Source organism: Stenotrophomonas sp. PvP093, from assembly GCF_017876915.1.
Taxonomy (GTDB): Bacteria; Pseudomonadota; Gammaproteobacteria; order Xanthomonadales; family Xanthomonadaceae; genus Stenotrophomonas; species Stenotrophomonas muris.
In genome coordinates, this window is record NZ_JAGIOX010000001.1 from 124748 (window position 1) to 151133 (window position 26386).

The window sequence follows — 26386 nt, forward strand, 5'->3', positions numbered from 1 at the left end:
CCTCGCTGCGTGCGCCGGTGTTGACGGCCAGGGTCAGATCTCGGCGTCAGCCGCCCAGTTGCCGCCCACCAGATAGGCATAGAACGGCGTCAGGCCAGAACCGAAATCAAGCTGAAGCGTGAATCCATCGGGACGAAGGAACAGCGGGACAGCCATTCCACGTGACCACCCGTTGCCGTTGAACAACGACCAGTAGCCGAGGGCCGGCGCCACTTCACTGTTGGAGTAGAGCGTGAGTGCGGGCACAGTGCGTTTGGCGACCTTGAAGGAGATCTGCTCACTGCGCGCCAGGCCTGCCTGGAACGCGGCGGCGACGCCCTGCGGTGACGGCATGCCAAGCTGCGGTGCCTGTTCCAGCGGGAAGCTCTTCTCGTAGTACCGCTGGCACAGCATCAACTCGGTTGCGTCATCACGCATGTCGTAGTCGGTAGGTGTCGCCCCCTTCTCCAACTGCATGCAGGTCAGCGAGAAGGACCCAGACTGGCCGACAAGCTGTCCGCCATAACCACCGGGCGTCGCAAAGTCGACGATGACGTGCAGCTTGCTGTTGGCTCCCACGGTCTTGCCAGCAATGGATGGCAACTCGACGGTGAAGTACCTGAGCGCGGCCGCGGTGCCGATCTCCTGGACGCCTGCCCGGACCGTCACGTCCGGAGACCCATTGGTACCAAACGTCTGGATGAAGCGAACGCCGATGCGGCAGCCCGGCGTCGCGGCCCATGCCTGCATGCTCAGCGTCACGGTACTTCCCGCCAGCGTCTGCACGCCTTCCACCGGCTGGGTGACGAACGCCTCGGTCGCGGCCGTCGATCCGGTGAGATCGCAGTTCATGAATCCCGTGACCCCGAATGCCGGGGCATCGAAGCTGCGGCGTGACACCGCGACCTGCCCCGCCCCGGTGCATACCACCTGGAAGCGATCGGGAACATACACCGCCAGAGGCGACACCACAGTGCGGCTGCTGCCCCGTTGCCAGAACCTGAAGTCACCGTTGATCAGCCGGTTCCGGCCGTTCTGCCTGCGCCGGAGATCCTGCACCGTGGTTTCGAGTTCATCCAGATCCGTGTAGAGATCGGCGAAGTTCTCATTGACCTTGGTGAAGGCCGGCCGTTGCGTCTCACCCCGCTTTCCGTTCGGCTGCACGGTATCAAGGTCGATTGTGCGTCGTGCCATGCGTCGTCCTCCTCAGCCGCCGATGATTTCCGGCGCCTGCTCGGCAGGCCAGCCGAATGCATCCGGCTGCGGCAGTTGCGCCTGGACCTGCCGCCAGTCCGGCGCGTTCTCCTCGGCGGTGGACTCAATAGTCTCCAATGCGAGGTTGACCCCGTCGCGCCAGGCAATCATGGCGATGGCGTCCTGCGCATAGCGCGGCACCGCACTGCCCGCGTAGCTGCAGCAACTCTCGATGCTGTCATAGCCGCGATCGCGGGCACACTGGGCCATCCACTCCCACGCCTTTCCGCGGATGAAGCGATGGAACTGCGCCGAGCCGGGTACGAACAGCGGCGGTACCGGCTCCGGCTCATTGCCTGCCGTACACCAGGCTTCATAGTCATTCCACAGACGGTGGCCACGTGGAATGAAGGCGCCGGTCTGCAGGCACTTGATGGTGTCGATCTCTTCGGTCAGTTGATACATGTCATAGCTCCGCGTCGGCGGTCCAATGGAAGGAGGAGCCCCAGTTGCCTGCGGCGGATTGGTAATTGACCTGTGCGCCGGACTGGCCGGCATATACGATGGACGTCACCGTGCCGATGCCGCCGCTTGCGCCGGATATGCGCCCTGCCTGCCCGTTCACATCGCTGTAGACCGTGTAGGCTGGGATGGCCCGCTTGGGCACGCGACACCGGATTTGCGAGGTGCTGCCAACGCCGACACTGCGGTCGTAGAACTGGTTGTCGCGTCCGATGCCATCGGCCGTGCCAGGCGGCACATCCAGGTTGTAGCTCTTCTCGTAGTAGCGCTGGCACAGCTGCAGCTCGTGAGCCAGCGGGCGCAGGTCGAATGCCGTTGCCCTGTCGCCGCGCTCCAGCTGCATCATCGCAAGGCCGAACTCTCCGCTCTGACCGGAGATGACACCGCCATAGGCATCGGCGCACAGATCCACCACCAGCCACAGGAAATCGCTGTCGGCATTGCTGCCCAGCGTCTTCCCCTTCACCGATGGCAGTCGCGCACTGAGCTGGAAATAGGTCCAGGACGCGGCGGTGACCGCCACGGTTCCCAGCTCTACGCTGACCGCGGCGGACGGCGAACCACCGGTGCCAAAGTGCTGGATGAGACGAACACCGATGCGTTTTCCTGGCGGGCCATAGGCGAAGCCGGAAACCACCACTTCGCCGTCGGACAGCGTGGCGACCCCTTCGACCTTCTGTGCGACATAGGCGCTGCTGCCTGCACTGACCTTGGAGACAACGCTGTTGAGGAAACGGCGCGATTCCGGCGCGGCTCCGCCGGCAGGAAGATTGGCCCCGCGATTTGCGGTATGCGTGCAGCTCAGCGCTGCCACGGTCCAACGATCGGCCACATAGATCTCGCCGCCTTGGGTGGTGCCAGTGGTGGCCCGCTGCCAGAAATCGAAGTTGCCGTTGATCAGGCGGTTCCTGCCTGGAGCCGCGCTCTGCAATGCGCTTTCCAGCGAATCCAGCGCGCCATACACTTCGGCGAAGTTGTCGTTGATCTTGGTAAACGCCGGGCGCTGGGTTTCGCCCCGCATTCCGTTCGGCTGAACGGAATCGAGGTCGATGATTTTTCTCGTCATTGCTGTCGTCCTGTTCCCTGCGGGCGCCCCATCAAAGCTCGGCGTCGGCCCACCAATGCCACCAGCCGCCCCAGCGGCCTGGATTGTTGGTCCAGCTGACTTCGTACCCGGAAGGCGAGGCGTAGTTGACCAGGCAGGGCACGCGGGAGATGTTGTCTTCCGCGATGTGTCCATCCTGCTGGATGTTGTCGGCCGAGATGATCATCACGTAGGGATGAGCGCGCTTTGCCGTCTGGAATCGCACGCTCTGGTAATGCGCCATTCCCGGTGAGTTGATCGAGAATGCCTCGCGCCCTTCGTTGTGCGCCGTGTTGGGTACGATGTCGAGGTTGTAGCTCTTCTCGTAGTAGCGCTGGCACAACGCCAGTTCCACACCTGGCGGCCGCCAGTCGAAGCATGTCGCTGCGCGGCCCGATTCGACCTGGAACTGGGTAAAGCCGAACGAGCCGTTCTGTGCCACCAGCTCGCCCTTCTGACCAGCACCGCACAGGTCGAACACTACGTAGAGGTGGTCGTTGCCGTTGCTGCCGAGCACCTTTCCCCGTGTACTCGGCAACGTCACCGTGATGCTGTGACGTTTGGCGGTGGTGCCCAGTGTGAGCACACCGGCTTCCAGCACCACCTGCGGCGAGGGTGAGCCGCCGGTTCCGAAATCCTGGATGACACGCACGCCCACACTGCGACCGGGCGCATCAGAGTTCGCCCATACCGAGATCGTGATGTCTCCGCTTGCACTGCGGACACCCTCGATCTTCTGCCCCATCCAGGCGCCACTTCTGGCGATGGCCTCGGATACGGTGCAGACCAGAATCGACCGTGTATCTTCCGGAAATCCGGCCTGCCCGTCGTACGCCACCCGCTGTACGTCGTGGTTGCAGACCAGCGCCGAGTTCGTGAAACGGTCGGCGAAGAACACTTCCGCGCCCAGCGTCCCCGACCCAGTGCCGACACGACCAGATGTACGGCGCTGCCAGAACTGCAGGGCACCATTGATGAGCAGATTCCTGCCTGGAACGCGCTCGGTGATGGCATTCCCCACGATCTGCGGGATTTTCGCCACCTCAGTCAACGCGTCGTAGACTTCGGCGAAGTTGTCGTTGATCTTGGTGAACGCCGGGCGCTGTGTTTCACCCCGCTTTCCGTTCGGTTGAACGGAATCGAGGTCGATGATCTTTCGTGGCATTTGTGCTGTTTCCTTGATGGTTTCGGTTGCGAAGGAACGCTCTCCAGCCCTCCCGCGGACCTCAGATTTCGGCATCCATGGTCAATCCAGTGCCCTCCGCTGCCGAATCTCCGCTCTGCAGGATGCCGGCCTGACCCGCTGCGGCAGTGTTCAGCGCACCGATGATGGTCATGCGGGTCGACGTAACTTCCGCCGCACTGAGCGCTGTCAGGCTGGTTGCACCGTCTCCCGTGAGCAGCCGCCATTGCGATGGGTTCGAGAAGGCGACCGCGGGTACCGACCGCATTCGCTGATTGAATCGGTAGGTGAGGTACACCGCGTTGTCGCCCCGAATCAGGCCCACGCCCGCGTTGAAGCGCGATCCACCGTCGAACGGCACGCCAGTGGCATCCACCTGGTAGTAGCGTTGGCACAGCCGCAGCTCTTCCCCCTTCGGCCTCCACTCGAACGGCGTCGCGAGCGGGCCCGCCTCCCACTGGAACTCTCCGAAGTACAGCTGGCCCTGTTGCGCGCCCAGTCCTGCGGTGCGGCTGGCGAACTGCGTGCCCGCCGTTACCCATATGCAGACCACGGCCGCACCGTCACCGGACAGTGCCTTCCCTGAGATGGAAGGCAGTGTCACCGTCCTGCGGATCCGGTTCAGGCCGGAGGCCAGCTCGACCACCTCCGGCGCGATTCCCAGCACAGGCGTGCTTCCCCCCGCGCCAAAGGTCTGGGCGAATTCAAGGGCGATCTTCCGCCCGGCGGCGCCGGCGTTGAACACCAGGAACGAAACGGTGCTCTCCACGCCCGCGAAGTTGCGGACGTCTTCCACGCGCTGCTCGAAGACAAAGAAGTGGTTTGTGCCATCCGTATTGCCACTCGAACTGACCGACAACGTGAAGGTGCTGAACGGGAAGTTGTTGTCGCCTGCCGCTGCGGGATTGCGCTTGAACACGGCGTCTTCGACGTTGCCCATCTGCAGGAACCATCGGTCGGCTGTGTAGTTCCCGGAGATGCCGAAGCTGCTGCCGCGCTGCCAGATGTCGAAATTGCCATTGAGCAGGCGATTGCGCCGTGCCGGCGCGCGCATCATGGTATCGGCGAGCTGCCCGGGCAGGCCGTCGACTGCCTGGCCAACCTGCTGGAAGTTCTGGTTGATCTTGGTGAAGGCCGGCCGCTGGGTCTCCCCACGCTTTCCGTTGGGCTGGATGGTATCCAGGTCGATCCGTTGAAGATCCATGCTCATGCCTACGCGTGGAAGGTCTGCTCGAAGGTGGCGGTGATGGTCGATACCTGGCCGCCGAGATGGCTGTCGGTGTAGGAATCACACATGTACAGCCCCTGCCCCAGTGGCCCTTTCCACAGGAAGCTGCGGCCGGCATGACCATCCAGGAAGGTCACGATCTCGTTGATCGTTTTGCGGTTGCCGACGAACTGCAGCTGGTAACTGCGTGAAGTGGCGTTCAGGCCATCGGCAGCGGCCTGCGCATAGCCATCTCCGAACTTCGCGCGCTTCACGGCGGCGGTGGTGGTTCCAGTACTCTGGCTGGTTGCCGGCCAGGTGAAGGTGTCGGTCATTGCATGGCACTCCTGCTGAGCACACCACCTGCCTTCAGGTCACGACTCTGCAGCTCGCGGTACTTGCGTTCCACGAACTGGCCAATCTCGTTGCCGAACTGCTGCAGCATGCTTTCGTTGGTGGTGACTTCCTTGCCACCGTTGTTGTCGATGCGGATGCTGACTCCCACTCCGCCACCACCGCCGCCACCGTGCGCGGCCACACCCAGACGGCCGTCCGGCCCGCGCCGCAGCGGCATGATCGCTTCCGGTCCCGCTTCGCCGAATACGCCTGCGCCCCTGGCGAAGGCGAACAGCTGCGGGGTGTTGTAGACACCGCCGGAATAGGCCGACAGGCTCGGCGACTGGTAGACGCCCCCGTTGGCGTTGGCCTCCACCCCCGTGCCATATCCGAACAGGCCCGCGATCTTCTTGACGCCCCAGACGATTGCCTGTTGGATGGCGATCATCTTGAGATCGGCGATGATCGACTTGGCCAGATCCTTGTAGTTGGACTTGCCCGTCTTCACGAAGCTCTGCAGTGCCGCCTCTGCGCCGGTGAACGCCTTGGAAAAGGCATCCTGGGTGGACTTGGCGGAGTTCTCGGTCTTTTCCATGTACTCGCCGAGCGCGCTGCCGAAGCCCTTGCGGAACCCCGAAAGTCCTGTGGTGCCTTTGGTGTCCTTGGCGTCCTTGGTTTCGCCCGCCTTGGCATCGCCGACCTTGGCGTCCTTGGCAGTCGCCACGCCTGCAGCCACCGCCGCCGCGTCCGTCGCTGCATCCTTGGGCGTCAGGTCGACCCCCATCAAGCCGGCGATCTTCCTCGCCCCCCAGACCAGTGCCTGCTGTGCGGCGATCATCTTGAGGTCGGACAGGATGGACTGGGCCAGTTCCTTGTACTTGGACTTGCCGGTGGTCACGAAGCTCCTCAACGCTTCGTCGGCGCCGGTGAATGCTTTGTCGAAGGCTTTCTTGGCAGCCGTGGCGGTGTTTTCGGTCTTGCCGATATAGTCGCCGAGCGCGCCGCCCAGGCCCTTGCGGATGCCTGCCAGGCCCTTGTCGTCCTGTTGGGCCTTCTCTTCCTTCTTTGCAGCCTTGCCGGCGTCCGCGCCCGCTGCGGTTGTTCCTGCCTTCGCCGCCGCCTGCAGCTGCGTGTTCAGGGCGGTCAGCTGCGTGGACAGTGCGGTGACCAATGATGCGCTGGTGGTCAGCACGGCATTGAAGGCCTGCTGCACCGTGTTGATCTTCTCCAGCTGCCGCTGGAACTCCTGTGTGGTGCCGGTCATCTCGGTCATGCCGCGCCTTGCTGCCTGCATGGCCGTTTCCAATGCGTTGCTGGCCTCCACGGTGGTCCGTGTGCTGCCAGGCGATGTAGTGCTCATTGAGTGTTCCTCGGGAGAGTCGGCTCCGCTTCGGCGGAGCCGGGATCGGCCATCGGCATTGCCGCGATGGCCGGCTCATTCCTGTTGCATCTGCTCCAAGGCAGCGCGTTCGATGATGCGGATGGCCGCCATCACCTCGTCATGCTGGTCGCCGTCGAGCGCTTCGCGCTCCAGCTCCCGGTAGACCACGTTGTAATCCAGCCCGATCGGGCCACCTGCGCCGACGCGCCACTGGGTGGCAACCCGCGAAAAAAGTTCGATGGGAAGCACGCACTCCGGCCACAGCTCGACCTGCGGTGGTGGAAAGTGCTTTGCCTTCAATCCAAGCTTCATCAGCTCGGACTCGGTGGGGGCCCGCCAGTACAGGGCCCCCACCGCCTCGATCAGTTTCCCTTGCGTGCGACCTGCAGGGCCTGGGTGTAGCCACCGATGATGGCGCCATCCAGGCCGGCCTGCTGCTGCAGCGCCAGCTCGACGCCGGCGGTGTCCAGCGCCACATCGGCATCCCAGTCCACCACGATGTCCAGGATGGCCTGGGCCACGCTCAACGTGTCATCGCCCAGACGCTCCAGCAGGCTGGCGTAGTCGGCTACCGACAGGTGCCGGTAGGTCAGGTTGAGCTTCTGCTCGCGGCCGTGACCGACGATGGTCAGGGTGCTCTTGAAGCTCTCCGGCGCCTTGACCTGGAACATCAGGCGCCCTCGACCAGGATGGAGTCTGCCAGCGCGGTGAAGGTCGCGGTGGTGCCCATCGGGGTGTTGGCGGCCATGGTCGGGTCGCCGTTGTAGCTCAGGTAGCCGTACCAGTACAGCACGTCGCCACCGACCAGCTTGGCCCGCAGGATCACCGGCTCGCCCTTGGCGTCAGCGTTCTTCAGTGCCGAATACCACGGCTTCTTCGGATCGTAGAACAGCGGCAGGGTGATGGTCTTGGCGTTCTTGAAGGTCGGCATCTGCACCTGGCGACCGGTCGGGTCTTCGAGCAGCGTGCCGCTCCAGTACTGCTGCTCGCCACCGGCGGTGGTCGGGTCGCCCTGCTGGTCCAGGTCGACGAAGGCGCCCGCCTTGCGCAGCACACCGGCACCGCTGGTGCCGGGGAACAGCACGGTATCGGTGGTGTCGATGCCCAGCAGTTCAACGCTGCCGGTGGCTTCAGCACCGGCGCGGGTGGCGCGGTTGTTCAGGGCCGGCCAGCCCGGCAGTTCAATGACCACCACATCGCCGGTGTCGACGCTGTTGGCGGCAACGCTGGCCAGCGCCGGCGCAGCCTTGGAGATCGCGCTGGTGGCGATCGCGGTGGAGACGACCGGTGCGAAGCCGAACTGGGTGCCCTTGGGAAGCTTGAGTGCCATGGTGTATTTCCTCGTTGGATAAAAAAAAGCCCGGCGAATGCCGGGCTGGGGTGTTGCACGGGTGATGCGGTTTACGGGTCGACGTACCACAGGCCGAAATCGAGCCGCGCGCCGTACTTGTGCAGCATCGGCTCATGCACGGCGATTGCAGCGCCGAACGATTCGGCGGTCGGCAATCCTGCGCATACCTGATCCTCGATGTTGCGGATCAGGGTGTTGGCCTGGGCGCGGCTGTCTGCCCAGACGGTCAGCTGCACGCGAGCGTGCTTCTGTTCGGGAATGGAACCTTCGTTGAACCACACGGACTGTCCACCCATCTGCTGGTAGACGGCACACGGATAGATGACCGGTTCCGGCGGAAGGTCGGGATACAGCCGGCCCTGCAGCAGCGGGGCCAGCAGCGCGTGCAGCTGTGCTTCGTAACTCATCGCGGTGTCCTGGTTGGCGTCGCTCAGGCGATGCCTGAAGACTGTTCGGTGAACAGCACCGTGGTCTGGCGCCGGCTGAAGTCGGGCGCAACGCCGGTGATGTTGAAAACACGACCGTCATGCACGATGCGCATGCCGGCCTGGATGCCTGCCTGTCGTGCGGCTGCCAATCGGACATGGAAGCGCTGGCGCCGGATCGTTGCCGGCAGGCGGCTTTCCAGCGTCAGCCGCTGCACGCTGTCTGCGCGGTCGGCGATGATGGCGGCCCACAGTTCTGCCACCGGCTGCCAGGCGTCCAGCGGCTGCCCCCACGCATCGAGCTGGCCGTCCTGGCGCTCGATGCGGATGCGGCGATTGAAGTGGCCGGCGTTCATGGCGTTGCTGCCGATCGGTACGGATCAAGCAGCGCGGCCACGCCGAACGGCAGCTCCATTGCGATGGCAGCGGCGCCTGCCGGTGCATCGAACGTCTGCGCGGAGACGACCACGGCTTCGCGATGGGCGTACAGGTGGCCCAGCAACAGGCGCACCGCTGCACGGATGCTGTCGTTGACCGGCATGCCCTGCAGCAGGCGCGCACTGCGCGCGGTCTCCACGGCCAGGCGGCGATCGGCCACATCACGCATGGCCTTGGCCTTGGCCGCGTTGGTCTCGGCATTGGCGGCGGCAACCGCGGCTTCATGCCCGGTCACCGCCGCCGCCATGTCCTGCGGCAGCTGGTCCAGCGCCTGGTCCAGCGCGGCCTGGTCGGCGTACAGCTCGCGGCCCAGGTAGGCCGCGGCTGCGTCGCTGGCTGCGGCCAGCAGGTCACCCAGGATGGCGTCGTCAAAATCGCCGTCGATACGGCAGTGCGCGCGGCACTGCTCAAGGGTCAGCAGGGGCATCGAATCCTCCTTCGTTGATGGATGTGGAGTGCCCCGATCCTGCGCGCACGGCGGCGCCCCACGCGATCACCAGGACGGCGCGGGAAAGGCAGGATCGGGGCGGAAAACAGAACGGCTGCGACGGGGACGTCAGGGCCGGTGGCGGTGACCTCGCAGCGCGCGACGGCGCAAACGAAAGAAGCCCCCGGGGTCACCGGAGGCTTCTATGTCATCGTGGTACAAACGATACGCTTCGGGTGTGCACCCGTCAATCCGCAAACGGTTACCAGTCTGGTGACTTTTCCAGGCGCTGTGCGGGCGTGGTCATGGCGACGTGCCGCAGGCTGGATAGAATGGCAACGCGCTGCTTCCGCAGCCTATTTCCCGCTGGATTCCCGCATGCCTGCCAACACCGAACGCTTCTTCGATGCGCGTACCGAACAAGGCGTGCTGCGCCTGTCCATCGCAGGCTCATTGCTGCTGGCTGCCGCTGCGGTGGTATTTGGTCTTCTGGCCAATTCCTCGCTGATCATCTTCGATGGCATCTACGGCCTGATCGATGTGGTGATGACCTGGCTGTCACTGCTGGTCGCGCGTCTGATCGCACTGTCCACCAGCACCGACGCGCTGCAGTCGCGGCTCAACCAGCGCTTCACCATGGGCTTCTGGCACCTGGAGCCCATCGTGCTGGGGGTGAGCGGCACGCTGATGATCGGCGCGGCACTGTATGCGCTGGTCAATGCGGTGGATGCGCTGATGTCCGGCGGCCGCCACATCGCACTCGGCCCAGCCATCGCCTTCGCCGGGTTGTCGATCATCGGCGAAGGTGCGCTGGCCTGGTTCGTGCTGCGCGCCAACCGCCGCATCGGTTCGGAGTTCATCGCGCTGGACGCGAAGAACTGGGTGATCGCCGCCAGCATGTCGGCCTGCTACCTGCTGGCCTTCCTTGGCGGCGTACTGGTGCGCGGCACCTCGCTGGCCTGGGTCGGGCCGTACATCGACCCGGCCATCCTCGCCTTCGTCTGCGTGCTGGTGATGATCGCCCCGCTCGGGACGGTGCGCCGGGCGCTGGCCGGCATCCTGCTGGTCACCCCGCCGGAACTGCAGGCGCACGTGGACGCGGTGGCACGCGCGATCGTGGCCAAGCATGGCTTCGTCGAGCATCGCAGCTACGTCGCCCAGGTGGGGCGTGGCGAGCAGATCGAGTTGTTCTTCGTGGTACGCGAGGACGACCCGCCGCGGCCCCTGCTGGAATGGGACCAGCTGCGCGACGAGATCGGCGATGCGCTGGGCGAGGCCTCGCCGGACCGCTGGCTGACCATCATGTTCACCACCGACCGCGAGTGGACGATCTAGGCCAACAGGACGATCAATCAAGTTTTTCGTACGGACTGCAACCCAACGTACGCAGAAACCGGGCAAAGTAGGCTCCATAGCAGTACCCACCCACTGACCAGGAGCATCCCGATGTCCATCGAAAAGGTTCTGTATACCGCCCAGGCCACCTCCACCGGCGGCCGTGAAGGCCGTTCCGTCTCGTCCGACAACGTGCTGGACATCCAGCTGTCGACCCCGCGCGAGCTGGGTGGTGCCGGCGGCCCGGGCACCAACCCGGAACAGCTGTTCGCCGCTGGCTACTCGGCCTGCTTCCTGGGCGCGCTGAAGTTCGTGGCCGGCCAGGCCAAGGTCGCGCTGCCGGCCGAAACCACCGTCACCGGCAAGGTCGGCATCGGCCAGATCCCGACCGGCTTCGGCATCGAGGCAGAGCTGACCATCAACGTGCCGGGCGTGCCGCGCGAGCAGGTGGAAGAACTGGTGCAGAAGGCGCACATCGTGTGCCCGTACTCCAACGCCACCCGCGGCAACATTGATGTAACGCTGATCGTTGCCTGATGCGGTGCCGGGGTCGGATCCCTTTGCCACCGGCAAAGGGCTCTGACCCCATCCCAGGCCCGCACGGCTATATAGGGTCAGAGCCCTTTCGCGTTGCGAAAGGGATCCGACCCCCAAAAAAATGGGCGGATGCCGGTCGAAACCGGGCATCCGCCCATCCCACCTCGGGTGGGCCCCAGCACGTGGCCGGGGACGCATTCGCTGCGGCGCGCATCCATCCTTCTGGAGAAGAGCCCCCTTGTTGTTCAAGGGGGCGCGCCAACGGCGCGGGGATAAGGTGGAATGCGCGGACCAGCGACCAGTTACTGGTCGCTGGTGATGAGCTGCACGACGCTGGAGAAATCCAGCTTGCCGCGGCCGGCCTGGTGGTTCATCGAGTAGAGATTGCGGGCCACTTCGCCCAGCGGAATCGAAGCGCCGACACTCATCGCCGCTTCCACCGCCAGGCCCATGTCCTTCAACATCAGATCACTGCCGAAACCGCCGCTGTACCCACGCGAGGCCGGCGCATTCTCCAGCACGCCCGGCCACGGGTTGCACACTTCGGTGGCCCAGCTGCGGCCGGTGCTGACCGCCATCATCTGCGACAGCACCTTGGGGTCCAGCCCGTGCGCCACGCCCAGTGCGATGGCTTCACCGGTCACCGCCATGATCACGCCCAGCGCCATGTTGTTGCACAGCTTGGCGACCTGGCCAGCGCCGCTGGCGCCAACGTGGAAGATGTTCTTGCCCATCGCCTGCAGCACCGGGCGTGCGCGTTCCAGCGCGTCTTCCTCGCCGCCGACGATGAAGGTCAGGGTGCCGGCCTGGGCGCCGGCGGTACCGCCGGACACCGGCGCGTCGATCATCTGCAGGCCACGCGCGGCGGCCGCTTCCGAGACCTTGCGGGCACTGGCCGGGGCGATCGTGCTGCAGTCGATGACCAGTGCACCGGCCGGGATCGCGGCAAGAATGCCGTCGTCGCCCAGGTACACGCCTTCGACATGACGGCTGGCCGGCAGCATCGAGATCACCACTTCGGCATCGGCCAGGGTGTCGCGCGCCGACGATGCAGCGCTGGCGCCGGCGTCGACAGCGGCCTGCACCGCGGCCGGAACCAGATCGAACACGCGCACGCTGTGGCCGTTCTTGACCAGATTGGCGGCCATCGGGCCACCCATGTTGCCCAACCCGATGAATGCAATGCGGCTCATGCAAGGCTCCTTTCAACAAGGGGAGTGCCCAGGTCGGCCAGCGGATGCGCGGCGTCGGCCCAGGGGGAAGCGAAGAAGGTGTCTGCCCACGCGCCGGTGGCCTCGGCCAGGGTGGCCGGGTTCCACTGCGGATTGCGGTCCTTGTCGACCAGCAGCGCGCGGATGCCTTCGGCGAAATCACCATGGGTGGCGCAATGCAGGGCGACGATGTACTCCAGGCGATAGATCGCGGCCAGGTCCTGGCCGGCACTGCGGCGCTGCAGTTCGTACGCCAACCGTGCCGAACCCGGTGCACCGGCAGCAAGGGTCTTCTGAGCCGCCTGCAACCAGGCGTCGTCGGTCTGCAGGCCGGCAATGCGCGCCACGATGGCTTCAAGGTCATCGCCTTCGCACAACGCATCGACCTGCGCCGCGTGGGCCAGCAGTGGACCGGTGGCGGCATCGCTGGCATGCGACTGCAGCAGATGGGTCAGGCGTTCGTGGTTGTGTGCGGTGTCATTGGACCAGGCCACCTGCAGCAGCGCATCGAACACTGCGCTGCGGCGTTCTTCGGCCACGTGCACGTCGGCCAGGCCGGCGTAGATGGCATCGCCCGGGTTGAGCAGTGCGCCGGTCAGGGCCAGGAACAGGCCACCCTCGCCCGGCACGCGCGGCAGCAGCCAACTGCCACCGACATCAGGGAACAGGCCGACGGTGATTTCCGGGAAGGCCAGCTTGGAGCGTTCGCTGACCACACGGTGGCTGGCGCCGGACATCAGGCCGATGCCGCCGCCCATCACGATGCCGTGGCCCCAGCACAGGATCGGCTTGGTGTAGGTATGGATGAGGTAATCGACGCGGTATTCGACGTCGAAGAACTCGGCGGCATAGGCGTTCTGGCGGATGTCGCTGTGGCCGGCCTCACGGAAGGCGACCATGGCCTTGTACAGGCTGTGCAGGTCGCCACCAGCACAGAACGCCTTTTCGCCGGCGCCCTGCAGCACCACCATGGCGATGCCATCGTCGTCGGCCCAGGCGTTGAGCTGCTTCAGCAGCAGGTGCGCCATCGGCAGCGAGAAACCGTTGAGCGTACGCGGCGCATTGAGCGTGGCGATGCCGATGCGCGTGCCGTTGCCAGCCACGCGCTCTTCGAACAGCACCGGTGCGTCGTCGGCAGCGGTATCCGTGCTCATGCGTTCTTCCACTGCGCGGCGCGCTTTTCCAGGAAGGCAGTCACGCCCTCGACCTGGTCGGCGGTGTCGAACAGGTCGACGAAGGCTTCGCGCTCGGCCACCAGCGCCGAGGCGTGGGTGCCGGTGCGGGTGGACTGCACCAGGGTCTTGCAGGCGGCGATGCTGGTCGGGCTCTGCTTGCCGGCCTTCTTCGCCCATTCCAGCGCCAGCGCCTTGGCTTCGCCCTTGCCGACCTTTTCTTCGGCCAGGCCAATGCGCAGCGCGGTCTCGGCATTGATGCGCTCACCCAGCAGGATCATGCGCTTGGCCCAGCCCTCGCCAACCAGGCGCGGCAGGTTCTGGGTACCGCCGGCACACGGCAGCAGGCCGACGGTGGCCTCCGGCAGCGCGACCTGGGCATGGTCTTCAATGATGCGCAGGTCGCAGGCAAGCGCGCACTCCAGGCCACCGCCCATGGCGTAGCCGTTGATCGCGGCGATCGACACGCCGCGGAAACCGGACAGCGCTTCGAAGGCCTCACCGAAGCGGCGCGCGGCCTCACGTGCAGCGGCCTTGTCGCCGGAGGCGAACTGGTTGAGGTCGGCACCGGCGGAGAAGAATTTCTCGCCATCACCGGTGATCACCAGCGCGTAGATGTCGCGGTCTGCGTTGAGCGCGCCGACCAGGTCGCGCAGCGCCGACAGGCTGTGCACGGTCCAGGTATGCGCCGGCGGGTTGTTCAGGGTGACCACGGCGGTGTGGCCATCCACCTCCACCTTCAGGCCCACGTGCTCCTGGGTACGCCAATCCTTCATCGCAGTTCCTCTTCGGTGTTGAGCAGGTGACGGGCAACGATCACCCGCATGATCTCGTTGGTGCCTTCCAGGATCTGGTGCACGCGGCAGTCACGCAGCAGGCGCTCGATCGGGTATTCGCGGATGTAGCCGTAGCCCCCGTGGATCTGCAGCGCTTCATTGCAGACGTTGAAACCGGCATCGGTGGCGAAGCGCTTGGCCATCGCGCACCACACGTTGGCATCGCCGGCACCGGCATCGAGCTTGCGTGCGGCGGTGTGCACCATCTGCCGTGCAGCCACCAGCTGGGTGACCATGTCGGCCAGCTTGAACTGCAGCGCCTGGAACTCGGCCAGCGCCTTGCCGAACTGGCGGCGCTCGCCCATGTAGCGGCGCGCAGCATCCAGTGCACCCTGTGCGGCACCCAGCGAGCAGGCGGCGATGTTGATGCGGCCGCCGTCCAGCCCCTTCATCGCCAGCTTGAAGCCGCCGCCTTCCTCTCCCAGAAGGTGGCTGACCGGCACGCGGACGTTCTCGAAGGTGATGCCACGGGTGGGCTGGCTGTTCCAGCCCATCTTCTCTTCCTTGCGGCCGAAGCTGATGCCCGGCAGGTCCGCCGGCACCGCAATGGCGCTGACACCGCCGGCACCGGCACCGCCGGTACGCGCCATCACCACCAGCAGCTCGGTGGCACCGGCGCCGGAAATGAAGGCCTTCGAGCCGTTCAGCACGTAGAAGTCGCCATCGCGCACGGCGGTGGTCTTCAGCGAGGCCGCATCGGAACCCGCACCCGGTTCGGTCAGGCAGTACGAGGCCAGCTTGCTGCCCGAGGACAGATCGGTGCCCCACGCATCGCGCAGGGCCGGCTGGCCCCACCTGGACACCATCCACGAGGCCATGTTGTGGATGCTGATGTACGCCGCCGTCGACGGGTCGACGCTGGCGAGCTCCTCGATGACGACGGCGGCGTCCAGTCGGCTCAGGCCGCTGCCGCCCACTTCCGGGTCCATGTACAGACCGCAGAAGCCCAACTCACCGGCCTTGGCGATCGCCTCGCGCGGAAAGATGCCCTCCGCATCCCATCGCGCGGCGTGCGGCGCCAGTTCGGCCAGTGCGAAGTCGCGCGCCGCCTCGCGGTACGCCTGCTGTGCTTCGTCCAGTTCCGTCGTCATCGAGTGGCTCATGGCTGCTCCTGCCGTTACTTCAGGCTGATCGTGGTGTTGACGCCGTGGCTCAGCGTCTCGTCATCGAACCAGCGCGCGGTGACCGTCTTGGTCTGGGTGTAGAACAGCACCACCTGCTTGCCGTACGGGCCCAGGTCGCCCAGCTTGGAGGCGCGCGAACCGGTGAACGAGAACAGCGGCACCGGCACCGGGATCGGCACGTTGATGCCGACCTGGCCGACGTCGATGTCCTCCTGGAACTTGCGCGCGGCAGCGCCGGACTGGGTGAACAGTGCGGTGCCGTTGCCGTTCGGGTTGCTGTTGACCATCGCGATGGCCTCTTCCAGCGTTTCCGCTTCGAGGATGACCAGCACCGGCCCGAAGATCTCTTCCTGGTAGATGCGCATGTCGGTGGTGACACCGGCAAAGATGGTCGGGCCGACGAAGTTGCCCTTCTCGAAGCCATCGACCTGCGGCTTGCGGCCATCGAGCACCAGCTTGGCGCCCTGCTCCACGCCCGAGGCGATCAGGCCTTCCACGCGCTCGCGGGCGCTGCAGGAGATGACCGGGCCGACGTCGGTACCGGACACGGTGCCGGCGCTGACCTTCAGGGTCTGGGCCTTGGCCACCAGGTCCTGCACCCAGTTGCGCGCCTCACCGACCAGCACCAGCGTGGAAGCCGCCATGCAGCGCTGGCCAGCGGCACCGAAGGCGGCACCGACCATTGCGTTGAGGGTCTGTTCCTTGTTGGCGTCCGGCAGCACCACGGCGTGGTTCTTGGCACCCATCATGCACTGCACGCGCTTGCTGGCCAGCGAGGCGCGGTTGTAGACGTGGGTGCCGACGCGGGTGGACCCGACGAACGACACGGCCTTGATGTCCGGGTGGTCGCAGATCGCGTTGACCACTTCCTCGCCGCCGTGGACGACGTTCAGCACGCCCTTGGGAATGCCGGCTTCCAGCGCCAGCTCGACCAGGCGCATGGTGACCATCGGGTCCTGCTCGGACGGCTTGAGGATGAAGGTGTTGCCCGTTGCAATCGCCATCGGGAACATCCACAGCGGAATCATCGCCGGGAAGTTGAACGGGGTGATGCCAGCGCACACGCCCAGCGGCTGCATGATCGTGTAGGTGTCCACGCCATTGGCCACGTTGTTGGCCAGCTCGCCCAGCTGCAGGTTGCCGATGGCGGCGGCGTGCTCGACCACTTCCAGGCCGCGGAACACATCACCTTCGGCGTCCGGCAGGGTCTTGCCCTGTTCGGCGGTGAGGATGTGGGCCAGCTCACTCATGTTTTCGCGGATCAGCTGCTGGTACTTCAGGAAGATGCGCGCGCGGGTGCCGATCGGGGTCTTGCGCCAGGTCTTGAAGGCTTCCTTGGCGGCGGCGACGGCGGCGTCCACTTCGCCGGTGGTGGCGAACGGCACCTGGGCCAGCACGTCCTGGGTGGCCGGATTGATCACGTCCTGCCAGTGGGAAGTGGCCGATTCAACGAACTGGCCATCGATCAGCATGCGGATACGGGGCGCTGCAACAGTCATGACGACAATCCCACAGGGTGCGAAAGATGCTTGGCATTATTCACAGCACCCGGCTCGATTTCCGGGCTGAATCCGCTTAATCTGGCCAACGCGCCCCACGATTCCTGTTAATTCTGTGAATTATTCAGCTCCCCAGCGGCAACTCGGCCTGCGCCTGCTGCGGCTGCGCGAGCAGCGCGGCTACAGCCAGGCCGATCTGGCGCGTGCGCTGGGGCTGTCGGCCAGCTACCTGAACCAGATCGAGCGCAACAAGCGCCCACTGACACCGGCGGTGCAGAAGAAGCTGGGAGAGGTGCTGGGCGACGTTTCCTCGCTGTTCGATGACGATGAGCCCGCCGCCCTGCAGGAGGCGCTGGGCGAAACCCTGCGCGACCTGGGCCTGGCCGAGGTCAGCGCGACCGAACTGCGCGCCCTGGCCGGCAACCTGCCGCAGGTCAGCCGCGCGCTGTTGGACCTGCACCGTCGTCACCTGGCGCTGCGCGAGCACGCGGCCGCACTGGAGTTCCAGCTGGGCGAGCCCGGCGCCGGCAGCACCCTGCCCGCCGGTGACCAAGTGCGCGAGTTCTTCAACCGCATGCACAACCACATTCCCGAGCTGGACGAGCTGGCCGAGCAGCTGTTCGCCGAATGGGGGCTGTCGCCCGGGCATGTGGCACCGCGGCTGCGCCAGCTGCTGGCCGACCGCCATGGCGTGCTGGTGGAAGTGGCCGCACTGCAGGCCGGGCGCGAAAAGCGGCACTACGATGCCGGTGCGCGGCGGCTGTGGCTGCCCGATTACCTGGAGCCCGGACAGCAGGCGTTCCAGATGGCGGCCGAGCTGGCCCTGCACGGCTACCTGCCGCAGATCGATGCGGTGGTGGCGCGCGCCGGGTTCACCGATGAGGCACGCATCGCGCAGGCGCGGATCGGTCTCTCCAACTATTTCGCCGGTGCGCTGGTGATGCCGTACATGCGCTTCCTGCGTGCAGCCGAAACCAGCAGCTACGACATCGAACTGCTGGCGCACCAGTTCGGCGTCGGCTTCGAAGCGGTCTGCCACCGGCTGAGCACGCTGGCACGGCGCAGCGCGCCCGGCCTGCCGTTCTTCTTCATCCGCGTGGATCGGGCGGGCAACGTCTCAAAGCGCCATTCGGCCACCGATTTCCACTTCTCGCAGGTGGGTGGATCGTGCCCGCTGTGGATCGTCTACGAGGCGTTCAACCAACCCGGGCGCATCCTCACCCAGACCGCGCGCATGCCCGATGGCCGCCGTCATTTCTGGCTGGCGCGGCAGGTCAGCAGTGGCCCGGTCGGCCATGGCCAACCGCGCAAGACCTTCGCGGTGGCGCTGGGCTGCGACCTGCAGCATGCCGAACGCCTGGTGTATTCACTGGGGCTGGATGTGCAGAGCCCGGGCAATTCGGTATCGATCGGCCCGGGGTGCCGGGTGTGCCCGCGCGAGGACTGCATGCAGCGCGCGTTCGCGCAGTTGCCGGGGCGATAGGGTGGGTTTGGCAGGGCCGCGCCCTGCACCCGTGGTAGCGCCGGCCGCTGGCCGGCAACAGCAGCAACCACTGCGGGGTCAGATCCGTTTTCCTGCGGAAACGGATCTGACCCCGATTCGAACGCAGGATCGGGTCAGTAGATCGGCGTGACCTTCATCTGCGGAAGCGGACGCGGTGCACCGTCGGTGAGGTCGGGGCCGAGGTCCTCCCAGGTGCGGCCCTGCTCGACCATCAAGCCCCACAACTGCTGCGAGGCCAGCCGTTTGTCTTCCGAGCCCAGCTTGTACGACGGTGGCGTCGGCTGACCGCTGGCGACCATCGCGTACGCCGCGCGGTAGGCCAGCACCTGCTGCGCCGGATCATCGGTGCGCGCCACTTCCAGCGTGTAGCGCTGGTAGGCCGAGGCCAGGTTGCGCCAGCGGATCCAGTAGTGGTTCTCGAACGAGAACGAACAGAAGCGCGCACCGGCCAGGCTGCCCTTGTCGGCGATGCGGGTCAGCACGTCCTGCGGCATGTCCAGGTTCATGCCACCCTCGTCGCCCTGCAGGCTGACGTGCACGATGCGGTCGCGGTAGCCCGGTGCGCGCGCCTGCAGCAGGTCGCGCCAGTTCTGCATGGTCGCCACCACCGCGAACAGGAAACGACCCAGCTCGGCTGCGGCCAGTGGCGTGGCGATGGACTGGTAATGCCGTTGCCAGCCGTGGCGGTTTTCGGTGGGCAGGAACACCGCATGTTCCAGCGCCTGGCGGCCGCCGCTGCCCTGGCTCACCGCTTCGGCGTGCTGTGGATAGACCAGGTTGATGGCGAAGGTCGGCCAGCGCGGCAGGGCGGCGTCGAACAGATGGATCGGGAAGTTGCTGCTGATGCCGCCATCGGAGAACCAGCAGATGCGGAAGGCGGTGATCACCGGGCCGCAGGTCTGCCCGGCACTGGTCAGCCCTTCCATGCTGTCGGCAACGTTGTGCTCCTGGTCGGCCGCAGCGGCGGCCGGTTCGCAGCGTCGTTCGCGGCGTGAGGGTTCATGCAGCGGCACCGCGCTGATCAGCAGCGGGAAGCTCAGGCTCATGCGCGTGGCCACCAGCACCGGCAGCTTCGGGCCCTGCGGCAGGTGGTAATACTGCCGCCCGTCCACCTCCAGCGGCGGGCCGGCCTGGCTCACCAGCCACTGCACCACGCTGGCAGGAAACAGCTGTTCGAACTCCTCGCGCAGGAACCAGAACTGCGCGCCGCCCAGTGGCAGCGTGCGCGGCTCGTTGTGCGAGATGCAGGTGGTGATCATCTGCAGGCTGATCGCATGCGGGCTGTCAGGCTCACCGGCGTAGCGCGGCGCATCGTGCAGGTCGGCGAAGGTCAACGGTGCATCCAGCGGCTTGCCGGACAGCTGCTGCAGGCATTCATGCAACCACTCGGTCAGCGCCGGCGTGCGTGGATCGCGGCTGAGGCCGCTGCACAGGCCCAGCAGGTTGCGACGCGCCACCCGCGCGACCCGCAGCGCGGCACCGGCCACACCCGCACCGTAGGCGCACAACAGTGATGGCAGCAGCGTGGCGGCCACGCCGCTCCAGCCACCGCCCCACCAGCCCAGGCCGAGCAGCAGCGCCAGCGACACCAGCACTTCCAGCGGCGCGATCTCGAATACCGCAACGGCCAGGCACAGCAGTTTGTGCGGCAGGCGGGCATTGCCGGTCAGCACCACCAGCAGCCGATAGGCCGCGCGCGCGCCGCGCGCCGGCTGGAACAGGCTGTAGATGAAGCCGCGCCGCGACAGCTGTGCCGACACCGCCGACAGCCCGCCATAGCCTGCATCGCCGGGCAGCTGCTCGCCGGCCTGCTGGCGGCGATCGCCGCAGGCCGCTGCAGCCGCCACCGCTGCCGCAATGGCGCCGGCTGAAGTGCCGCCGATGCTCTTGAAGCGATACTCGCGGGCCAGCGCCAGTACCGCATTGGGGTACACGATGCCGCTGGTGATGCCGCCTTTCATGACCAGATCGCAGTACTTGTCCGCCACTGTCTTGCCCCCGAGCATGCCGTCCGCCGCGTGGGTTGCAGTATGGCGCAGGGGCTTCTCAGGGCCTGAGAACAACGGCGCAGTCCGCGCACGCAATGCGCCGTTCAGCAGAAAGCACGGCTGCAGGCTTGACCCGCCCCGCCATCGGCGTAGCATCTGCAGCAAGCCAAGGGACAGACCCGCGGCTGCCACAACGACATGAGGGATTCTCATGGAATTCGACTATCTCGTCTTCATCGGGCGATTCGAGCCCTTCCACAACGGCCACGCCGCCGTTGCCCGCCTGGCCCTGAGCCGGGCCCGCAAGCTGATCTTCCTGGTCGGCTCTGCCGATACCCCCCGCAGCCTCCGCAATCCCTGGACCGTGGCCGAACGCGCCGTGATGATCCAGGCGGCCCTCGACGGCCACACCGACCGTCTGCTGATCCGCCCGCTGCGTGACCACCTGTACAACGAAGCACAGTGGATCGCCAACGTGCAGCGCCAGGTGGCTGACGCCCTGCGCAACGACGGTGCCGCCGCCGATGCCAGGGTGGGCCTGATCGGCATGGACAAGGATGCGTCCAGCTACTACCTGCGCGAGTTCCCGCAGTGGCCGCTGGTGGACGTGCAGCACACCGCCACCCTGTCGGCCACCGAGCTGCGGCGCTACCTGTTCGAGGCCGGCGACGTCGACTTCCACGGCGCGCTGCTGATGCTGCGTGGCAATGTGCCGGCGCCGGTGTACGACATGCTCGAAGCGTTCCGCAAAAGCGCGCCTGCGTATGGCCAGCTGGTGGCCGAGTACCGCTTCATCGAACAGTACAAGGCCGCCTGGAAGGATGCGCCCTACGCGCCCACCTTCGTCACCACCGATGCGGTGGTGGTGCATTCGGGCCACGTGCTGCTGGTGCGTCGCCGCTCGGAACCCGGCAAGGGGCTGTGGGCATTGCCCGGCGGCTTCGTCGGCCAGGAACAGAGCCTGCTCGACAGCTGCCTGCGCGAACTGCGCGAGGAAACCCGCCTGAAGATTCCGTTGCCGGTGTTGAAGGGGTCGCTGAAGGGCCAGCAGGTGTTCGACCACCCGGACCGCAGCCAGCGTGGCCGCACCATCACCCACGGTTTCCACTTCGAGTTTCCGGCCGGCGAGCTGCCGCCGGTGCGCGGCGGCGACGATGCCGACAAGGCACGCTGGATACCGGTGAGTGAGGCCCTGGACATGGGCCCGCAGCTGTTCGAAGACCACCTGCACATCCTGGAGTACTTCCTCGGCCGCGGCTGACCGGCCCGGCTTTCCCACTGGCGGATAGACCGCCGGTGCCACCCGACGCGAAGGAGCTTCCGTCATGCACTACCTCGATAATCTTCTCCTCAACACCGACAGCTACAAGGCCAGCCATTGGCTGCAGTACCCGCCGGGTACCGATGCCACGTTCTTCTACGTCGAATCACGTGGCGGCCTGCACGATCGCACGGTGTTCTTCGGCCTGCAGGCGATCCTCAAGGACGCGCTGGCACGGCCGGTCACCCACGCCGACATCGACGACGCTGCTGCGGTATTCGCCGCGCATGGCGAACCGTTCAACGAGGCCGGCTGGCGCGATATCGTCGACCGGCTTGGCGGCCACCTGCCGGTGCGCATCCGCGCCGTTCCCGAGGGCAGCGTGGTGCCCACCCACCAGGCGCTGATGACCATCGAATCGACCGATCCGGCCGCGTTCTGGGTGCCGTCGTACCTGGAAACGCTGCTGCTGCGCGTGTGGTACCCGGTCACCGTGGCCACCATCAGCTGGCACGCACGGCAGACCATTGCCGCGTTCCTGCAGCAGACCAGCGACGACCCGCAGGGGCAGCTGCCGTTCAAGCTGCATGACTTCGGCGCGCGCGGTGTCTCGAGCCTGGAATCGGCCGCGCTGGGCGGTGCCGCGCACCTGGTCAACTTCCTCGGCACCGATACGGTCTCGGCCCTGTGCCTGGCGCGCGCGCACTACCACGCGCCGATGGCCGGCTATTCGATTCCCGCCGCCGAGCACAGCACCATCACCAGCTGGGGCCGCGAGCGCGAGGTGGACGCCTACCGCAACATGCTGCGCCAGTTCGGCAAGCCCGGTGCGATCGTGGCGGTGGTGTCGGACAGCTATGACATCTACCGCGCCATCAGCGAGCACTGGGGTACCACCCTGCGCGATGACGTGATCGCCTCGGGCGCCACCCTGGTCATCCGCCCGGACTCGGGGGACCCGGTGGAGGTGGTGGCCGAAAGCCTGCGCCGGCTGGATGAAGCCTTCGGCCACACCCTCAACAGCAAGGGCTACCGCGTGCTCAACCACGTGCGGGTGATCCAGGGCGATGGCATCAACCCGGATACCATCCGCACCATCCTGCAACGCATCACCGACGACGGCTACGCCGCCGACAACGTGGCCTTCGGCATGGGCGGTGCGCTGCTGCAGCGGCTGGACCGCGATACGCAGAAGTTCGCACTGAAGTGCTCGGCGGCGAGGGTCGAGGGTGAGTGGATCGACGTCTACAAGGATCCGGTCACCGACGCCGGCAAGGCCAGCAAGCGTGGCCGCATGCGCCTGCTGCGCCGCCTGGACGATGGCAGCCTGCACACGGTGCCGCTGCCGGCCAACGGCGACGACACCCTGCCGGACGGCTTCGAGGACGCAATGGTGACCGTGTGGGAGAACGGCCGCCTGCTGCACGACCAGCGGCTGGACGACATCCGCACGCGGGCGGCCGTGGGGCATTGAAGGTGCATCCCGACCGGGGTCAGAGCCCGCTGCGTGGCAGCGGGATCCGACCCCTTCCTTCCGCTGGGGTCGGATCCCGTTGCAGCGTAGCGGGTTCTGACCCCTGCGCTCTTGACCGGCGCCACCAACAGGTCCACCTTGCACACGCCGAAGGTATCCCTCCCATCGCTGCGGCGCGGGGAGGGATTTAAACGGGAATCCGGTGAAGGCGCCTCGCGCGTCCATTCCGGAGCTGCCCCGCAGCGGTGAATGGAAACGAATCCTGCCAACAGCACTGGGCTCGCGCCTGGGAAGCGGCGGGTAGTAGGTGGGCTGCGGCCCGTGTCCATCAGCCCGAATACCGGCCCCGGCCGGGGGACACGACCGTCCCCTGACTCGACCTGGAATCTCCGCGGGGAGGTTGCCGGGGCCGTCGTCGTCCTGCGCGTGCAGGCGATGTGGCCGCGCGCGTCCTGTTCACGGTATCCGGCCAGACCCGTTCACCCACGCGCTGATGCATGGGCCACCGCCGTTGCCGGCGGTCCATGCGGTACCTGACGATGACCGAGCTCCAACGCCCCACCCTGACCCTGCCCGCCGACGGCAAGCGCCTGCTGCTGCATTCGTGCTGCGCGCCCTGTTCCGGCGAAGTGATGGAGGCGATCACCGCCTCCGGGATCGACTACGCGATCTTCTTCTACAACCCCAACATCCACCCGGTGAAGGAGTACGAGCTGCGCAAGCAGGAGAACATCCGCTTCGCCGAGCAGCACGGCATTCCCTTCATCGACTGCGACTACGACACCGACAACTGGTTCAGCCGTGCACGCGGCATGGAAAACGAGCCTGAACGCGGCATCCGCTGCACGATGTGCTTCGACATGCGCTTCGAGCGCACTGCGCTGTACGCGCACGAGCACGGTTACGACACCATCAGTTCGTCGCTGGGCATCTCGCGCTGGAAGAACATGGCGCAGATCAACGACTGCGGGATCCGTGCGGCGTCGCGCTATGAAGGCCTGCAGTACTGGGACTACAACTGGCGCAAGGGCGGCGGCGCCAGCCGCATGATCGAGATCAGCAAGCGCGAGCAGTTCTACCAGCAGGAATACTGCGGCTGCGTGTACTCGCTTCGCGATGCCAACCGCCATCGCCGCGAGAATGGCCGCGAGCGGATCAGGATCGGCCTGCTGTACTACGGGCAGGACGCTGGGACGCCACAGGGCGATTGACGTGCAGGCATGGGGCGGCCACGCTGGTCGCCCCTTCTGTTGTAGCGGACCTGCCATGACCGCCCTGCCCGCCGATGTCGCCCTGCTGGTGATCGACCTGCAGCCGGACTTCATGCCCGGTGGCGCCTTGGCCTGCGACCAGGGCGATGCGCTGGTGGCACCGATCGCCGATCTGTTGGCGCAGCGCCGCTACCGCACCGTGGTGGCGACCCAGGACTGGCACCCGGCCGACCATGCCTCGTTCGCCAGCCAGCACCCCGGCCAACGCCCCTTCGAGACCATCCTGCTGCACGCGCAGCCGCAGACGCTGTGGCCGGACCACTGCGTGCAGGGCAGCGCCGGTGCCGCGCTGCACCCGGGCGTGGACTGGACCGTGGCCGACCTGATCCTGCGCAAGGGCACGCGCCAACAGGTGGATTCGTACAGCGCCTTCCGCGAGAACCATGGCCCCGATGGCGAGCGCCCGGCCACCGGCCTGGCCGGCTGGCTGCACGAGCGCCGCATCCGCGAAGTGCACGTGTGCGGCCTGGCCCGCGACTACTGCGTGCTGTGGAGCGCGCAGGATGCGGTGAAGTCCGGCTTCCGGGTGAAGTTCCTGTGGGACCTGACCCGGCCGGTGACCGAAGCCAACGACGCGATGGTGCGCGATGCGCTGGGCAAGGCGGGAATCGCGACCGCCTGACCCACAACGGTAGTGCCGGCCGCTGGCCGGCAACGCCTGGATCCCTGCAGTTGCCGGCCAGCGGCCGGCACTACCGGATCACACCCGTGGGTAGCGCCGGGCCATGCCCGGCGGACCTGGAAGGGGCAGCACGTTACCGGAACACCACCGTGCGATGCCCGTTGAGCAGGATGCGGTGCTCCACATGGCGGCGCACGGCGCGTGCCAGCACCAGCGATTCGGTATCGCTGCCCAGCCGCACCAGCTCGCGCGGCGCCATGGCGTGATCCACGCGGGCCACGTCCTGTTCGATGATCGGTCCTTCGTCCAGATCCTCGGTGACGTAGTGCGCGGTGGCGCCGATGATCTTGACCCCGCGCGCGTGCGCCTGGTGGTACGGCTGCGCGCCCTTGAAGCTGGGCAGGAAGCTGTGGTGGATGTTGATCGCACGCCCGGCCAGCGCGCGGCACAGCGTGGGTGACAGGATCTGCATGTAGCGCGCCAGCACCACCAGGTCGATGCGCTCGCGCTCGACCAGGTCGATGATCTGCTGCTCCTGCACCGCACGCGTATCGGCGGTCACCGGCAGGTGGTGGAACGGTACCTGGTAGGACGCGGCCAATGGCGCGAAGTCGGCGTGGTTGGAGGCCACCGCGGCAATGTCGACCTTCAGCTGGCCGCTGTGGGCGCGGAACAGCAGGTCGTTGAGGCAGTGCCCCTGCTTGCTGACCAGCACCAGCAGGCGTGCCCGGCGGCGGCCATCATGCAGCTGCCAGTCCATGCCGAAGCCTTCGGCAAGCGTGGCCATCGCGGCGTGCACGGTCTCCAGCGGCAGGCCGGCGTCACGGTCGAAATGCACGCGCAGGAAGAAGCGGCCGCTTTCCTCATCGCCGAACTGCTGGGCGTCGAGGATGTTGCAGCCGTGGTCGAACAGCAGGCCGGACACGCGATAGACGATGCCGGTACGGTCGGGGCAGGACAGGGTGAGGATGGAATCGGGGCGCATCGCCACAGTGTAGGGCAGCTTCCTGCCCAGCAGCCGGATG

Annotated in this window: 27 protein-coding genes and 1 riboswitch; of the genes, 7 read left to right on the plus strand and 20 right to left on the minus strand. The window is 66.4% G+C overall.

What is annotated here, in order from left to right; genetic code table 11:
* Positions 1–33: 33 nt before the first annotated feature.
* The 13 genes from J3A72_RS00580 to J3A72_RS00640 form a co-directional block, all read right to left on the minus strand.
* On the minus strand, positions 34–1173 hold the full coding sequence (locus tag J3A72_RS00580; RefSeq protein WP_053494634.1) for a hypothetical protein: 1140 nt from the start codon (positions 1171–1173) through the stop codon (positions 34–36).
* A gap of 12 nt (positions 1174–1185) precedes the next feature.
* The gene (locus J3A72_RS00585) at positions 1186–1638 is read right to left on the minus strand and encodes a hypothetical protein (RefSeq protein ID WP_075076396.1); all 453 of its coding nucleotides are present in this window, start codon (positions 1636–1638) and stop codon (positions 1186–1188) included.
* Between the two features lies 1 nt (position 1639).
* The gene (locus J3A72_RS00590; protein ID WP_140222781.1) at positions 1640–2761 is read right to left on the minus strand and encodes a hypothetical protein; all 1122 of its coding nucleotides are present in this window, start codon (positions 2759–2761) and stop codon (positions 1640–1642) included.
* 31 nt (positions 2762–2792) lie between these two features.
* Positions 2793–3944: a hypothetical protein gene (locus tag J3A72_RS00595; RefSeq protein ID WP_075076398.1), complete on the minus strand. Its 1152-nt coding sequence runs from the start codon at positions 3942–3944 to the stop codon at positions 2793–2795.
* A 61-nt stretch (positions 3945–4005) separates the two neighbouring features.
* Complete coding sequence (locus tag J3A72_RS00600) at positions 4006–5172, minus strand: hypothetical protein (protein ID WP_046428057.1); 1167 nt, start codon at positions 5170–5172, stop codon at positions 4006–4008.
* 2 nt (positions 5173–5174) lie between these two features.
* Positions 5175–5504: a phage tail protein gene (locus J3A72_RS00605; protein WP_049441818.1), complete on the minus strand. Its 330-nt coding sequence runs from the start codon at positions 5502–5504 to the stop codon at positions 5175–5177.
* A complete protein-coding gene (locus J3A72_RS00610; RefSeq protein ID WP_075076399.1) occupies positions 5501–6865 on the minus strand; it encodes a phage tail tape measure C-terminal domain-containing protein in 1365 nt (454 codons plus the stop codon). Before J3A72_RS00610 ends, J3A72_RS00605 begins: the two co-directional genes overlap by 4 nt.
* A 75-nt stretch (positions 6866–6940) precedes the next feature.
* The gene (locus tag J3A72_RS00615; RefSeq protein ID WP_227863846.1) at positions 6941–7240 is read right to left on the minus strand and encodes a DUF1799 domain-containing protein; all 300 of its coding nucleotides are present in this window, start codon (positions 7238–7240) and stop codon (positions 6941–6943) included.
* A gap of 8 nt (positions 7241–7248) precedes the next feature.
* Entirely contained in the window at positions 7249–7557 is a 309-nt protein-coding gene (locus J3A72_RS00620) for a phage tail assembly chaperone (protein WP_014645599.1), read from the minus strand.
* Positions 7557–8216: a phage tail protein gene (locus J3A72_RS00625; RefSeq protein ID WP_014645598.1), complete on the minus strand. Its 660-nt coding sequence runs from the start codon at positions 8214–8216 to the stop codon at positions 7557–7559. Before J3A72_RS00625 ends, J3A72_RS00620 begins: the two co-directional genes overlap by 1 nt.
* Before the next feature lie 71 nt (positions 8217–8287).
* Entirely contained in the window at positions 8288–8644 is a 357-nt protein-coding gene (locus J3A72_RS00630) for a DUF3168 domain-containing protein (RefSeq protein ID WP_014645597.1), read from the minus strand.
* A gap of 23 nt (positions 8645–8667) precedes the next feature.
* Entirely contained in the window at positions 8668–9018 is a 351-nt protein-coding gene (locus tag J3A72_RS00635) for a head-tail adaptor protein (protein ID WP_014645596.1), read from the minus strand.
* Positions 9015–9527, minus strand: a complete 513-nt coding sequence (locus J3A72_RS00640; protein WP_075076400.1) for a head-tail connector protein — start codon at positions 9525–9527, stop codon at positions 9015–9017. Before J3A72_RS00640 ends, J3A72_RS00635 begins: the two co-directional genes overlap by 4 nt.
* 378 nt (positions 9528–9905) lie before the next feature.
* On the opposite strand from J3A72_RS00640, the gene J3A72_RS00645 reads away from it, so the two are divergent.
* Positions 9906–10862 (plus strand): cation transporter, encoded by a 957-nt coding sequence (locus J3A72_RS00645; protein ID WP_014645594.1) that lies wholly within the window; start codon positions 9906–9908, stop codon positions 10860–10862.
* Positions 10863–10973: 111 nt separating this feature from the next.
* The gene (locus J3A72_RS00650) at positions 10974–11399 is read left to right on the plus strand and encodes an organic hydroperoxide resistance protein (protein ID WP_049438558.1); all 426 of its coding nucleotides are present in this window, start codon (positions 10974–10976) and stop codon (positions 11397–11399) included.
* A 302-nt stretch (positions 11400–11701) separates the two neighbouring features.
* Here the strand turns inward: J3A72_RS00650 and mmsB are convergent, their stop codons facing one another.
* The 5 genes from mmsB to J3A72_RS00675 are packed head-to-tail and all read right to left on the minus strand — an operon-like array spanning position 11702 to position 17241.
* Positions 11702–12592 carry a 3-hydroxyisobutyrate dehydrogenase gene (gene mmsB, locus J3A72_RS00655; RefSeq protein ID WP_032962101.1) on the minus strand — a complete coding sequence of 297 codons (891 nt, stop codon included), beginning with the start codon at positions 12590–12592 and terminating at the stop codon, positions 11702–11704.
* Positions 12589–13764: an enoyl-CoA hydratase/isomerase family protein gene (locus J3A72_RS00660; protein WP_209571756.1), complete on the minus strand. Its 1176-nt coding sequence runs from the start codon at positions 13762–13764 to the stop codon at positions 12589–12591. Before J3A72_RS00660 ends, mmsB begins: the two co-directional genes overlap by 4 nt.
* Complete coding sequence (locus tag J3A72_RS00665) at positions 13761–14558, minus strand: enoyl-CoA hydratase (protein WP_005407685.1); 798 nt, start codon at positions 14556–14558, stop codon at positions 13761–13763. The genes J3A72_RS00660 and J3A72_RS00665 overlap by 4 nt, the downstream gene beginning before the upstream one ends.
* A complete protein-coding gene (locus J3A72_RS00670) occupies positions 14555–15721 on the minus strand; it encodes an acyl-CoA dehydrogenase family protein (protein WP_075076402.1) in 1167 nt (388 codons plus the stop codon). Before J3A72_RS00670 ends, J3A72_RS00665 begins: the two co-directional genes overlap by 4 nt.
* Before the next feature lie 14 nt (positions 15722–15735).
* A complete protein-coding gene (locus J3A72_RS00675) occupies positions 15736–17241 on the minus strand; it encodes a CoA-acylating methylmalonate-semialdehyde dehydrogenase (RefSeq protein ID WP_209571758.1) in 1506 nt (501 codons plus the stop codon).
* Between the two features lie 115 nt (positions 17242–17356).
* Here J3A72_RS00675 and J3A72_RS00680 point away from each other — a divergent pair, with 115 nt between their 5' ends.
* Positions 17357–18724, plus strand: a complete 1368-nt coding sequence (locus tag J3A72_RS00680) for a short-chain fatty acyl-CoA regulator family protein (protein WP_014645590.1) — start codon at positions 17357–17359, stop codon at positions 18722–18724.
* A gap of 134 nt (positions 18725–18858) precedes the next feature.
* Here the strand turns inward: J3A72_RS00680 and J3A72_RS00685 are convergent, their stop codons facing one another.
* Positions 18859–20751 carry a patatin-like phospholipase family protein gene (locus J3A72_RS00685; protein ID WP_075076403.1) on the minus strand — a complete coding sequence of 631 codons (1893 nt, stop codon included), beginning with the start codon at positions 20749–20751 and terminating at the stop codon, positions 18859–18861.
* Between the two features lie 187 nt (positions 20752–20938).
* On the opposite strand from J3A72_RS00685, the gene J3A72_RS00690 reads away from it, so the two are divergent.
* The 4 genes from J3A72_RS00690 to pncA all read left to right on the plus strand — a co-directional run bounded on the left by J3A72_RS00690 (position 20939) and on the right by pncA (position 25361).
* A complete protein-coding gene (locus J3A72_RS00690) occupies positions 20939–21994 on the plus strand; it encodes a bifunctional nicotinamide-nucleotide adenylyltransferase/Nudix hydroxylase (RefSeq protein WP_087786468.1) in 1056 nt (351 codons plus the stop codon).
* 64 nt (positions 21995–22058) lie between these two features.
* Positions 22059–23468, plus strand: a complete 1410-nt coding sequence (locus J3A72_RS00695) for a nicotinate phosphoribosyltransferase (protein ID WP_075076404.1) — start codon at positions 22059–22061, stop codon at positions 23466–23468.
* 134 nt (positions 23469–23602) lie between these two features.
* Positions 23603–23832, plus strand: a riboswitch (cobalamin riboswitch).
* A gap of 175 nt (positions 23833–24007) precedes the next feature.
* Complete coding sequence (locus J3A72_RS00700; RefSeq protein ID WP_032962114.1) at positions 24008–24679, plus strand: epoxyqueuosine reductase QueH; 672 nt, start codon at positions 24008–24010, stop codon at positions 24677–24679.
* Between the two features lie 55 nt (positions 24680–24734).
* Positions 24735–25361, plus strand: a complete 627-nt coding sequence (gene pncA, locus J3A72_RS00705; RefSeq protein ID WP_014645585.1) for a bifunctional nicotinamidase/pyrazinamidase — start codon at positions 24735–24737, stop codon at positions 25359–25361.
* A 133-nt stretch (positions 25362–25494) separates the two neighbouring features.
* Here pncA and purU read toward each other — a convergent pair whose 3' ends face one another.
* A complete protein-coding gene (gene purU, locus J3A72_RS00710) occupies positions 25495–26346 on the minus strand; it encodes a formyltetrahydrofolate deformylase (RefSeq protein WP_005411937.1) in 852 nt (283 codons plus the stop codon).
* Positions 26347–26386 lie beyond the last annotated feature (40 nt).